The organism is Aeromonas sp. R1-1, from assembly GCF_040908495.1.
In the GTDB taxonomy this organism is placed as follows: Bacteria; Pseudomonadota; Gammaproteobacteria; order Enterobacterales; family Aeromonadaceae; genus Aeromonas; species Aeromonas veronii.
This window is the reverse complement of sequence record NZ_JBFODV010000112.1, coordinates 1-12,147: the sequence shown is the minus strand read 5'-3', so window position 1 is coordinate 12,147 and position 12,147 is coordinate 1. Positions and strand designations below refer to the sequence as shown.

11 protein-coding genes are annotated in these 12,147 nt (G+C 61.4%); 7 read left to right on the top strand and 4 right to left on the bottom strand.

Annotated elements, in window-relative coordinates; all coding sequences use genetic code 11:
• Window positions 1-196: 196 nt before the first annotated feature.
• Together AB5Y92_RS06750 and puuR are read right to left on the bottom strand one after the other, a co-directional pair.
• Window positions 197-1,474 (bottom strand): NAD(P)/FAD-dependent oxidoreductase, encoded by a 1,278-nt coding sequence (locus AB5Y92_RS06750; RefSeq protein ID WP_368226100.1) that lies wholly within the window; start codon window positions 1,472-1,474, stop codon window positions 197-199.
• Between the two features lie 45 nt (window positions 1,475-1,519).
• Window positions 1,520-2,122: an HTH-type transcriptional regulator PuuR gene (puuR, locus tag AB5Y92_RS06745; RefSeq protein WP_323906269.1), complete on the bottom strand. Its 603-nt coding sequence runs from the start codon at window positions 2,120-2,122 to the stop codon at window positions 1,520-1,522.
• 416 nt (window positions 2,123-2,538) lie between these two features.
• Here puuR and AB5Y92_RS06740 point away from each other — a divergent pair, with 416 nt between their 5' ends.
• From AB5Y92_RS06740 to AB5Y92_RS06720, 5 genes are all read left to right on the top strand, one after another.
• Complete coding sequence (locus AB5Y92_RS06740; protein WP_368226098.1) at window positions 2,539-4,002, top strand: NAD-dependent succinate-semialdehyde dehydrogenase; 1,464 nt, start codon at window positions 2,539-2,541, stop codon at window positions 4,000-4,002.
• A gap of 124 nt (window positions 4,003-4,126) precedes the next feature.
• Complete coding sequence (gabT, locus tag AB5Y92_RS06735) at window positions 4,127-5,416, top strand: 4-aminobutyrate--2-oxoglutarate transaminase (RefSeq protein ID WP_368226095.1); 1,290 nt, start codon at window positions 4,127-4,129, stop codon at window positions 5,414-5,416.
• A 366-nt stretch (window positions 5,417-5,782) separates the two neighbouring features.
• Window positions 5,783-7,132 (top strand): APC family permease, encoded by a 1,350-nt coding sequence (locus AB5Y92_RS06730; protein WP_101529798.1) that lies wholly within the window; start codon window positions 5,783-5,785, stop codon window positions 7,130-7,132.
• A gap of 537 nt (window positions 7,133-7,669) precedes the next feature.
• Window positions 7,670-7,936 (top strand): hypothetical protein, encoded by a 267-nt coding sequence (locus AB5Y92_RS06725; RefSeq protein ID WP_021230505.1) that lies wholly within the window; start codon window positions 7,670-7,672, stop codon window positions 7,934-7,936.
• On the top strand, window positions 7,936-9,282 hold the full coding sequence (locus AB5Y92_RS06720; RefSeq protein WP_058057766.1) for an APC family permease: 1,347 nt from the start codon (window positions 7,936-7,938) through the stop codon (window positions 9,280-9,282). The genes AB5Y92_RS06725 and AB5Y92_RS06720 overlap by 1 nt, the downstream gene beginning before the upstream one ends.
• Window positions 9,283-9,376: 94 nt before the next feature.
• Here AB5Y92_RS06720 and AB5Y92_RS06715 read toward each other — a convergent pair whose 3' ends face one another.
• The gene (locus AB5Y92_RS06715) at window positions 9,377-9,751 is read right to left on the bottom strand and encodes a hypothetical protein (RefSeq protein ID WP_368226092.1); all 375 of its coding nucleotides are present in this window, start codon (window positions 9,749-9,751) and stop codon (window positions 9,377-9,379) included.
• A 249-nt stretch (window positions 9,752-10,000) separates the two neighbouring features.
• Here AB5Y92_RS06715 and AB5Y92_RS06710 point away from each other — a divergent pair, with 249 nt between their 5' ends.
• Together AB5Y92_RS06710 and AB5Y92_RS06705 are read left to right on the top strand one after the other, a co-directional pair.
• Complete coding sequence (locus tag AB5Y92_RS06710; RefSeq protein ID WP_368226090.1) at window positions 10,001-11,149, top strand: Na/Pi cotransporter family protein; 1,149 nt, start codon at window positions 10,001-10,003, stop codon at window positions 11,147-11,149.
• A 174-nt stretch (window positions 11,150-11,323) separates the two neighbouring features.
• Window positions 11,324-11,794, top strand: coding sequence for an FKBP-type peptidyl-prolyl cis-trans isomerase (locus tag AB5Y92_RS06705; RefSeq protein ID WP_368226087.1), 471 nt, complete (start codon window positions 11,324-11,326; stop codon window positions 11,792-11,794).
• A gap of 64 nt (window positions 11,795-11,858) precedes the next feature.
• Here AB5Y92_RS06705 and AB5Y92_RS06700 read toward each other — a convergent pair.
• The coding region (locus tag AB5Y92_RS06700; protein ID WP_368226085.1) for a gamma-glutamyltransferase at window positions 11,859-12,147 on the bottom strand (289 nt) is incomplete at its 5' end.

The following is a 12,147-nucleotide window of genomic DNA, read 5'->3' as shown; positions in this document are numbered from 1 at the left end:
TGTTGAAAGGCTGGGGTATCCATGATGGTAGACCTCAAGGTGATGGCCTACTTCAAGATTAGCCTTTCAACACGTAATTGGGACAGAGCCATAAACAAGGCCACCCTCGCGGTGGCCTTGTTGTTTCCGATATAGGTGCTGGCGTCAGCGTTATCTAAGCGGCAACCACCAGCCCACATTTCTCGCTGGGCAGCTCTTATACCCCCAAGCGGTCGCGCAGGGTGTACCATGCGGCCCCCGCAGCGGTGAAGGGGATGCGGAACAGGCGGCCACCCGGGAAGGGGTAGTGCGGCAGTTTGGCAAAGGCATCGAAGCGCTCCGCCTGACCGCTCAGCACCTCGGAGAGCAGCTTGCCCGCCAGATGGGTGCAGGTGACGCCGTGGCCGCTGTAGCCCTGCATGTAGTAGATGTTGGGGCCAATGCGACCAAACTGCGGCAGCCGTGACAGGGTAAGCAGGAAGTTGCCGGTCCAGGTGTACTCCACCTTGACGTCAGCCAGTTGCGGGAAGGTTTTCAGCATCTTGGGGATGATCAGCCGCTCGATATCCGCAGGATCCCGCGCGCCATAGACCACACCGCCGCCATAGAGCAGCCGGTGATCGCCGGAGGTGCGGTAGTAGTCGAGCAGGTAGTTGCAATCCTCCAGACAGTAGTTTTGCGGCAGCAGTGAACGGGCCCGTTCCTCTCCCAGCACTTCGGTGGCGATCACCTGGGTGCCACAGGGCATGCTCTTGCTGGCCAGTTCCGGCACCAGATTACCGAGGTAGGCGTTGCCCGCCACCACCACAAAGCGCGCCTTCACCGCCCCCTTGGCGGTCTTGACCAGTGCCGGCTGCCCCGGGGTGATGCTGGTGACGGCGGATTGCTCGAAGATCTGCCCCCCCTGCATGCGGATCGCTTCTGCCTCCCCCAACGCCAGATTAAGGGGGTGAATATGGCCGCCGCTCTTGTCGAGCAGAGCGCCGATGTAGCGATCGCTCGCCACCACCTCGCGCACCCCCTTGGCATCGAGCAGCTCCAGCTGGTCGTTGCCCCACTTCTCCCAGCGCGCCTTCTGCGCCTTGAGCTCGTGCAGCTGCTTCTCGGTCTCGGCGGCAAAGACCCCCCCCTCCTGCAGATCGCACTGGATGTTGTAGCGCTTGATCCGCTCGCGGATGATCTGGCCCCCCTCAAACAACATGGAACCGAGCAGCCTGGCCTGATCCGGCGGGCAGTTCGCTTCTATGGTGTCGATGTCGCGGCTGTAGGAGTTGACGATCTGGCCGCCATTGCGGCCGCTGGCGCCAAAGCCGACCCGGGCAGCTTCCAGCACCACCACCTTGTAGCCCTTCTCTACCAGATGCAGCGCGCTGGAGAGGCCGGTATAGCCCGCCCCGATGACGCAGACATCGCACTCCAGCTGCTCGGTCAATGTCGGATATGGCGCGTGTTTATTGGCGCTGGCTGCGTAGTAACTGTTTACATGTTCGGTCATGATCCCTGTTTCCTTACCGGTTCGGTTGCCAAACTACTGTCAGGATTAAAAGCTCGCCGGGGTGTGGGCGCTGACGATGCGACAGGTCTCCCCCGACGGATTGCTGAAGCTGTGGGGCTCGCCGGTGTCGATCACATAGCTGTCGCCCGCCTCCAGCGGATAACTCTGGCCCGCCACCGTCAGGATCACCGACCCCTCCAGCACAGTGCCGACCTCCTCCCCCTGATGGGTCACCTGACCGCCGGTGTCGGTGCCGGGGGGATAGGTCTCCAGCATAAAGCCGAGCTGGCGGCGGTTGTTGCCGTTGTGCACCAACTTGAGGGAGACCCCCTGACTGCCTAGCTCGATCAGCTGATCCGCCTTGATCACCACCTCCGGAGTGCGGCTCTCCTCCTCGGCGAAAAACCGCGACAGCGGCAGGCCGTAGATGGTGAGCAGCTTTTGCAGGGAGGCGACCGAGGGGCTCACCTTGTCCTGCTCGATCATGCAGATGGCGCCATGAGTCAGGCCGCTCAACTCTGCCGCCCGCCGCTGGGAGAGCCCCAGCTGATGGCGTACCGCCGCCAACCGTTCCCCCATGGTGCGCGCCCCGGCGTCAGCCGCACCCAACGGTCGAGCCACGCTCTCCCGGCTCTGTGGCCCGCTCACCGCAAGCCTCCTCTTGCTGCGCTATCTCTGCATCCTTGCATCATCAGCCTCTCCTGCTTGCGCGTGATCGCATCGGATCAGGCGCTGCCTATTTACCCTGCTGGTTAAAATAGCCGACCAGCTTTCCCTTGGCGTTCACTATGTTACACAGCAAAACCGTTCATTATTTTGCACACCTGATTTACCATCCCCCGGTCGTCTGCCCACTTACAGCCTGCAAGCGAACCGGAGAAAGCGCGCTACACAGCCCATTTTCTAGCATGGCGCCCCCCAGCAATTCAAATATATTTAACACTTGAAAAACATTTCAGCTCAAATTATGGTCTTCCTGTGCTTATTATTTTATACGGCAGCGGCGCAGGAAGGGTCGGCTCACTCCGGCAACCAGCTGCTCTGACCCACACTCGAGGCTTCTCATGTCAGGAACAACATCCCACTCCAGCTTGATCACATCCCGCGCCTATATAGATGGACAGTGGTGCGAGGCCGCCAGCGGCCGCACCTTCGAGGTCACCAACCCCGCCAGCGGGGCCGTCATTACCCAGGTGCCCGACATGGATGCCGAGGATACCCGCCGCGCCATCGCGGCCGCCCACGCGGCGCAACCCGCCTGGGCGGCGCTGACCGCCAAGGAGCGCAGCAACAAGCTCTACGCCTGGTTTGCCGCCATAACCGCCCACAGCGACGAGCTGGCCCGCATCATGACCTGCGAGCAGGGCAAGCCGCTGGCGGAAGCAAAGGGCGAGGTGGCCTATGGCGCCAGCTTTATCCAGTGGTTCGCCGAGGAGGGCAAGCGCGCCTATGGCCGCACCATCCCGGGCTTTAGCGGCGATCGCCGGTTGGCCACCATCAAGCAGCCGGTCGGGGTCGTCGCCGCCATCACCCCGTGGAATTTCCCCATTGCCATGATCACCCGCAAGGCTGGCCCGGCGCTGGCAGCCGGTTGCACCATCGTCATAAAACCTGCCGCCGAGACCCCGCTCTGCGCGCTGGCACTGGCGCTGCTTGCCGAGCAGGCGGGCATCCCCGCCGGTGTCATCAATATCGTCACCAGCCATCAGGCGAGCGCGGTGGGCAACGAGTTGTGCAGCAATCCGGTGGTGCGCAAGCTCTCCTTCACCGGCTCCACCCGCATCGGCAAACTGCTGATGCGCCAGTGCGCCGACACCATGAAAAAGCTGTCGCTGGAGCTGGGTGGCAACGCCCCCTTTATCGTCTTTGACGACGCCGACCTCGACGCCGCCGTGGCAGGGGCGCTCGCTTCCAAATACCGCAACGCCGGGCAGACCTGCGTCTGCGCCAACCGCATTCTGGTGCAGGCCAGCGTCTATGACGCCTTCGCCGAGAAGCTGACTGCCGCCGTCAAGGCCTTCAAGGTGGGAGATGGCATGGCGGAAGGCACCCAGATCGGCCCGCTCATCAACCCGGCCGCCGCCAGCAAGGTGGCCGAGCTGGTGCAGCAATCGGTCGCCGCCGGTGCCGAAGTGCTGCTGGGGGGCGAAGCTCACCCCGCCGGCCCCCTCTTCTACCAACCCACCATTTTGGGCAAGGTGGATAAAACCAACCCCATCCTGCAGGAGGAGATCTTCGGCCCGGTCGCCCCGCTGGTGCGCTTCGAGAGCGAAGCCGAAGCCATCGCCATTGCCAACGACACCCCTTATGGCCTGGCCGCCTACTTCTATGGCCGCGATATCGCCCGGGTCTGGCGCGTCGCCGAGCAACTGGAGTACGGCATGGTCGGCATCAACGAGGGGATCATCTCAACCGAGCTAGCCCCCTTCGGCGGCATCAAGGAGTCGGGTCTGGGTCGGGAGGGTGCAGCCGAGGGGCTGGAGGAGTATCTCGAGACCAAATACCTCTGCTTTGGCGCCATTCGCTAGGGCAGCAACAGAGAGACAAGGCGCCGCCGATCTGGCTCGATGGGCTGATCGGTGGTGATGGGCGCCAAAACGCCTGCCACATTTTCAGGGAATATCGGGGGCTGCGGCCCCTCAGGGAGGAAAGATGAGTCAGTCAGAATCAAACAAGGCGTGGCAAGCGCGCCGCGAAGCGGCCGTGGTCAATGGCGTTGGCACCCTGCTGCCGGTCTTTATCAACCGGGCGCAAAATGCCGAGCTGTGGGATGTGGAGGGCAACCGCTACATCGACTTTGCCTCCGGCATCGCCGTGCTCAACACAGGCCACAACCACCCCAAAGTGGTAGCGGCGGTGCGTGAACAACTGGAAAAATTCAGCCACACCTGCTTTCAGGTCACCCCCTACCCGGGCTATATCGAGCTTGCCGAGAAGCTCAACGCCCTGGTGCCCGGCCCGACCCCGAAGCGCACCCTGTTTCTCTCCACCGGCGCCGAGGCGGTCGAGAACGCCATCAAGATTGCCCGCGCCCACACCGGTCGCAGCGGCACCATCGCCTTCAAGGGGGGCTTTCACGGCCGCACCATGATGGGGATGGCGCTCACCGGCAAGGTAGTGCCCTACAAGACCGGCTTTGGCCCCTTCCCGGGGGAGGTCTACCACATCCCCTTCCCCGCCGATTATCTCGGGGTCAGTGAAGAGGATGCCCTGCACGCCCTCGAGCTCTGCTTCAGCGCCGATATCGAGCCGAATCGCGTCGCCGCCATCATTATCGAGCCGGTGCAGGGGGAAGGGGGCTTCTATCCCGCCTCCCCGAGCTTTATGCAGAAGCTGCGCAGCATCTGCGACCAGCACGGCATTCTGCTGATCTGCGACGAGATCCAGAGCGGTTTCTGCCGCACCGGCAAGACCTTCGCCACCGAGTATGCCGGCATCGAGCCGGACATCATGACCCTGGCCAAGAGTCTGGCGGGTGGCTTCCCCCTGTCAGCCGTGGTGGGCAAGGCGGAGATCATGAACTCGGCCAAGCCGGGTGGTCTGGGTGGCACCTATGCCGGTTCCCCCATCGCCTGCGCCGCCGCGCTGGCGGTCTTGCAGGTGATCGACGAGGAGAAACTGAACCAGAAAGCGCTGGATCAGGGGGAGCAGATCAAGGCGGGGCTGGAACGCATAGCCGAGCGTTTTGACTGCATAGGTCAAATTCGTGGCCCCGGTGCCATGGTGGCCATGGAGCTGGTGAAACGCCGTGATGCCAGCCAGCCCGATCCCGACCTTACCAAGCGACTGGTGGCCGAGGCGGGCAAACGCGGTCTGGTCCTGCTCTCATGCGGGGTGCGCGCAAATGTCATCCGTTTTCTCGCCCCCCTGACAGCCCCTGCGGCAGTGATTGACGAGGGGTTGCAACTCCTTGAAAAATCACTGGAGGCCGTGCTGGCCTGACCAGCAGGAAAGTGACCACTTACCTGTGCAAATAAATGCAATTTCGCCCCCTTTTTTTCTTGTCAAGGGGGCCCTGCAAATGCACAATGCGCCGCCACTGAAAGAACCGATGTAAAACAATGGCATCGGTTCTTTTTTAGACAGTGAACAAACCCATAAACGAGGCCGGATCACCCCCGGAAAAGATAGCGAGATTGGCAGCAGTCTCCCGACACCAAGTCTAGTGAGGAACAACATGGGGCATCTCAATGCTTTCCAACCGGCCATGGCCGGTGTGCGCCGCCCTGGCGCCCTTGATTCCCGGGCCTCTCTCCCGGTTTCGTTGATGGACCGTGCCACTCTGGCACTGCATGAGGAACATGCATAATGGCGGCCCAGCAGGTTGGTCTGAAAAAGACCCTCAAACTGTGGCAGGTCGTGGTTATGGGACTGGCGTACCTCACCCCCATGGCGGTGTTCGACACCTTCGGCATCGTTACCGAGATCACCGAAGGCCATGTGCCGACCGCCTACCTGTTTGCTCTCATCGGCATGCTGTTCACTGCCCTGAGCTACGGCCATCTGGTGCGCAAGTTCCCGTCAGCCGGCTCCGCCTATACCTATGCCCAGAAGGTGTTTCACCCCTATGTCGGCTTTATGGTGGGCTGGACCTCCCTGCTCGACTACATGTTCATGCCGATGATCAACATGCTGCTGGCCAAGATCTATCTGGAAGCCCTCTTCCCGAACGTAGAGCCCTGGACCTATATCTTCGGTCTGGCGGCGGTGATGACCGCCCTCAACCTGCGCGGCATCAAGCTGGTGGCCAACTTCAACAGCCTGATCGTGGTGATGCAGTTCAGCATCATCGCCATCTTCATCGGCCTGATCGCCTGGGGCGTTCACAATGGTGAAGGACTGGGGACCGTGGCCAGCAGCCGTCCCTTCTTCTCCGAGCAGATCCAGGTGTCGCCGCTGCTGATGGGGGCCTCCATCCTCTGTCTGTCGTTCCTCGGTTTTGACGCCATCAGTACCCTGTCGGAAGAGACCCCGGACGCGGATCGGGTGATCCCCCGCGCCATCGTGCTGACGGCGCTGATCGGCGGTGTGCTGTTCGTCACTACCTCCTACTTCCTGCAGCTCTACTTCCCGGACATCTCCCGCTTCCAGCATCCGGATGCGGTACTGCCGGAGATCGCCCTCTATGTCGGCGGCAAGCTGTTCCAGGCGGTGGTGCTGGTCTGCACCACAGTAGCGGTACTGGCCTCGGGGCTCGCCTCCCACGCCGGTGTATCGCGCCTGCTCTACGTGATGGGTCGTGATCGCGCCCTGCCCGCCCGCTTCTTCGGCTACATCCATCCGAAGTGGCAGACTCCGGCGTTCAACGTGCTGCTGGTCGGCCTGCTGGCCCTCTCTGCGGTGTCGCTGGATCTGGAGATGGCGCTGGCGCTGATCAACTTCGGCGCCCTGGTGGCCTTCACCTTCGTCAATCTGGCGGTGATTGCCCACTTCTATGTGAAGCTGGGCCGCAACAAGTGTCTCAAGGATCACCTGATGTACCTGCTGCTGCCGCTCTGTGGTGCTGCCTGCATCGGGGTACTGTGGCTCAACCTCGAGCCCTCCTCCTTCGAGCTGGGGCTGGTCTGGGCGGCGCTGGGGGCCATCTACCTGTTCCTGCGCCTGACCGTGTTCCGCATCCCGCTGCATACCGCCGACAAGGTGGAGATCGCCCAGTAACCGCTGGCGCCCCTCCCCCGATAGAGAACAAGGAGCCTGCGGGCTCCTTGTTGTTTTTGCGGCGCGCTGGTTGCCAGCAGCACGGGTTGCCAGAAATGCGGTTTCTGCAGGAAGTGTGACTGATTTCAAATAACTACCCAGCCGGGCTGCTCGCCGTGCCATGGCCCGAGCCGCGTTGCCTTCTATCCTCAGTCATTAATGTGAATGGATATGCAGCCACTTTTTTTCCACTTCACCCCATCCCATCCCCCGCCAGCCGATAAGATCGCTGGACTCGAGCCCGGGGGGACGCTGGCAAATATGATCAGGATCAATGTTGAGGCGCTATGCACCCTGCAGCCCCGATTTGCCGATTTTTCATACGCCATGACAGGGTTCTCTTCCCCCCCGAAAAAGGGGGAGCGGCTCGGGGACGGCTGCAGGGGGCGAGTGACCACTTACCTGCTCCGTGCGTATGCAAAAAAATGCGTTAATCTGCCCTTTTTTGCTTGTCAAGGGGGCTGACCGAATGCACAATACGCCGCCAATAAAGGACCGATGTTCACTGCGACATCGGTTTTTGTATTTTTGAAGTGCAGTACAAACCCACCACAAGAGGCCGGAACGTTTCCGGAAGTGATATTCGAGATTGCCAAACAATCTCCCGACGTTGAGAGGATAACAATGGGGCGTTTTAATGCTTTCCTGCCGGTACAGCCCGGTATGCGCCTCCCCGGCGCCCTTGATGTACAGGCTTGCGAATCCATCGTATCCCTGCGCTCGTTGCAAGCACGTGCTGCGGCACTGATTGAGGAGAAAGCGTAATGGCATCGCAAAACGCCAAGCTGCTCAAGACCCTTACCCTGACACAAGTGATTGTGATGGGTCTGGCCTATCTGACCCCCATGGCTGTCTTCGACACCTTCGCCATCGTCGGTGACATCACCGATGGCCGGGTCGCCACCGCCTATCTGCTGGCTCTGGGTGGCATCCTGCTCACCGCTCTCAGCTACGGACATCTGGTACGCAAGTTCCCCTCTGCGGGCTCTGCCTATACCTATGCCCAGAAGGTGTTCAACCCCTACGTCGGTTTCATGGTCGGCTGGTCCTCCCTGCTCGACTACATGTTCATGCCGATGATCAATATCCTGCTGGCCAAGATCTACCTGACCGCCATGTTCCCGGGCGTCGAGCCCTGGGTGTTCATCTTCGGTCTGGTGACCGTGATGACCTTCCTGAACCTGCGCGGCATCAATCTGGTGGCCAACTTCAACGGTCTAATCGTGGTGATCCAGCTGGCCATCATCACCCTCTTTATCGGCCTGATGGCGTGGGGCATCTACCACGGCGAAGGGGCTGGCACCCTGATGAGCAGCCGTCCGTTCCACTTCGAGTCAGCACAGCTGGTACCGCTCTTTACCGGTGCGACCATTCTCTGCTTCTCGTTCCTGGGCTTTGACGGTCTGAGCTCCCTCTCCGAAGAGACGCCGAACGCTGGCAAGGTGATCCCAAAGGCGATCGTGCTAACTGCCCTTATCGGCGGCATCATCTTCGTGGTGGTCTCTTACTGCCTGCAGCTCTACTTCCCGAGCCTCGCCCGCTTCCAGCATCCGGATGCGGTACTGCCGGAGATCGCGCTCTACGTTGGCGGCACCTTCTTCCAGTCCGTGGTGCTGGTCTGCACCACGGTCGCGGTACTGGCCTCCGGCATGGCGGCTCACGCCGGTGTGTCGCGCATCCTCTACGTGATGGGGCGTGACCGCATGATCCCGGAGCGGGTGTTTGGCTACATCCACCCGAAATACCGCACCCCGGCCATCAACGTGCTGATGGTGGGCGGTCTGGCTCTCTCCGCCGTGTCGTTTGATCTGGATACCGCACTGGCGCTGGTCAACTTCGGCGCACTGGTGGCGTTCAGCTTCGTCAACCTGTCGGTGATCGGTCAGTTCTGGGTACGCGAGAAGCGCAACAAGACCCTCAAGGATCACGTCATCTACCTGTTGATGCCGCTGCTCGGCGCCGCCACCATCGGTGCTCTGTGGATCAACCTGGAGCAGAGCTCGCTGGAGCTGGGCCTGATCTGGGCTGGCCTAGGCGCAACCTATCTGTTCCTGCGTCTGGCGGTGTTCCGCATCCCGTTCCGTCAGTACGAGGAAGCGGCTGACGCCTGATCCTTTGCGGATAACGGATAGACAGAAGGGGAGCCATGGCTCCCCTTTTTGCTGCCGGTCTGTTGCCGGTCACACGGGCTTGGGCCCGGTCTGCTTACTGCTTATCCAGTACGGCGGTCGCCGCAGCCTTGAGCGGATCGCGAGCGATGGTCTTGGCATCCTGCTCCGCCTTGTGCACCTGCTGGTTTGCCTTGTCCATCTTCTGCTGCATACCGTTGCCGCTCTCCTTGAGGTCGGCACGCTTCTCGCCCAGCAGGTCGTTGCGGCCTTTTTGCACCTCGGCTTTCACCTTCTCTTTCTCCTGCTTCACCAGCTTGCTGGTATCACAGTTGCCCTTGACTCCCAGAGTGGCATTCACCGCTTCGTTCTTGAGGGCCTTGTCGAGGTTGCAGTCGGTTTTCAACAGGCTGGCCTGTGCCCCTGCCGAGAGCAGCCCCAGCGACAGAGAGAGGATCCATGCACGCATCATCTTGTTTACTCCTGATTGCCAATAAAGGGGCGCAGTGTAGCGATCACATTCCGGCTGACAAGGCGGCAGTGCTTTCGTCCCCCCTTTTGCCACCCCAGAGCCAATCGGCTCGGTCAGCGCCTGTCGCCGCAGTTCGTCGTCATAAAAACATAATCGAAATGTCACCTTGTCATATTTCTGTCATTAACCATTGATTAAATGCGCGGGTCATCAACAACCCAAGACGGAACGACCGTCTCAAGAGGCTTTATGCAACACCATCACTCCTTGTCACAGCCGCCCGCGACCCGCGCCCTGTTCAACTGGATGAGTGTCATCGTACTGGTCTACCTGATCCTGGTTGCCGTGGGCGCCATCTCCCACGGCTTCAAAGATTTCTCCGGCGGCGCCGAGGGCGCAGCCCAGATCTTCGCCTTTGCCAACAACCCCTTTGTCGCCCTGTTGCTGGGTATTCTCGCTACCGCGCTGGTGCAATCCTCCAGCACCGTCACCTCGGTGATCGTTGGTCTGGTGGCTGGCGGCCTGCCCATCAGCATGGCCATCCCCATGGTCATGGGTGCCAACCTCGGCACCACCATCACCAACACCATTGTCTCCATGGGCCATGTGCGGGATCGCGCCGAGTTCCGCCGCGCCTTCGCCGCCGCCACCGTGCACGACTTTTTCAACCTGCTGGCGGTGTTCATCTTCCTGCCGCTGGAACTGATGTTCGGCCTGCTGCAACATAGCGCCGAGTGGCTGGCCAACCTGCTGGTAGGCTCCGCCAACATGTCGATGAAGGGCATGGACTTCATGAAGCCGCTGACCGCACCGGCCCAGCAGCTGATTGACAGCGCCGTCGCCTTCCTGCCGGGCAAGGGTGCCGCCATCGCGACCATCATCATCGGTATCATGCTGATCCTCGCCTGCGTCACTTATCTCGGCAAAGTGCTGCAACAGGTACTGGTTGGCCGTGCCAAAGAGGTGCTGCACAAGGCGCTGGGCCGTGGCCCGCTGACCGGCATCACCTCCGGTGCGCTGGTGACCATCATGGTGCAATCCTCCTCCACCACCACCAGCCTGATGATCCCGCTGGCCGGCGGCGGCGTGTTCAGCACCCGTCAGCTCTACCCCTTCACCCTGGGGGCCAATATCGGTACCACCATTACCGCCCTGCTGGCAGCCACCGCCATCAGCGGAGCCGGTGCCCAGCTGGCCCTGACCATCGCGCTGGTCCACGTGCTGTTCAACCTCTTTGCCGTGGTCATCATCTATGGCATCCCCTTCCTGCGCGACCTGCCGGTGCGCGCCGCCGAGGGGCTGGCCCGGGTAGGCAGCGAGAACAAGCTGCTGGCTCTGGGTTATGTGACGGGTCTCTTCTTCGCCCTGCCCGCCCTGATGATGGTGGCCGCCAAGTAAGCGCCGCCGCCATGACGAGGGGCGAGTCACCGACTCGCCCCTTTTTGCGTCCAGCTCGCCGGGCTTTGCCTGCCCGCTCACATCCTCCCGCCCTGTGGCTCGCCATCAGGGGCTGTGCGCGATAAGATGGCGCCCTCATTGCACTTTTTACATTTCATGGAACAGGAAAAACCGATGAAATTCATACTGATCGCGCTGCTCATCGCCGGTGTGGCCTACTACTTCTACTCCAGCAGCAACAACAAGAAGCTGGCGGCCGACAACGTGCGGATTGGCGCCGAGTTCCTCGCCAGCAACAAGGACAAACCGCTGGTGACCACCACCGCCTCCGGCCTGCAGTACGAAGTGCTGACCCCGGGCACCGGCACCGTTCATCCCACTGCCACCAACAAGGTGAAGGTGCACTACGAGGGCAAGCTGCTGGACGGCACCGTCTTTGACAGCTCGGTCGCCCGTGGCGAGCCCATCGAATTTGGCCTCAATCAGGTGATTGCCGGCTGGACCGAAGGGGTGCAGCTGATGGTGGAAGGTGAGAAGACCCGTTTCTACATCCCTGCCAACCTCGCCTACGGCGACCGCACCGCTGGCAAAATCCCGCCGGGATCAGTCCTGATCTTTGACGTGGAGCTGTTGGGTATCCAGTAAGCGCTCCGTCACGCTCCATCAACAACAAGGCCAGCATCATGCAGGCCTTGTTGTTATGGGAGTGTCACTCTCCCTTGGCGATCCCTTCCCGGCGCGGATCCGCTGCGCCAAACCAGCCGCCAGCGTTGCGCTCAACCCCCTGCAGGCCGGAGGTCTGCTCGTTCAGCACCACCTCATGTCCCCTCGCCTTCAATCCCTCGACCACCGACATGGGGGTGCGTCCCGCTTCCAGCTCGGTGGGGCCGTTGCGGCTGCCAAAATTGGGCAGGTTGATGGCCTGTTGCAGGTTCAGGCCCCAATCCTGAGTGCCGAGCAGGGTCTTGCCCACGTAGTTGATAATGGCGGAGCCCCCC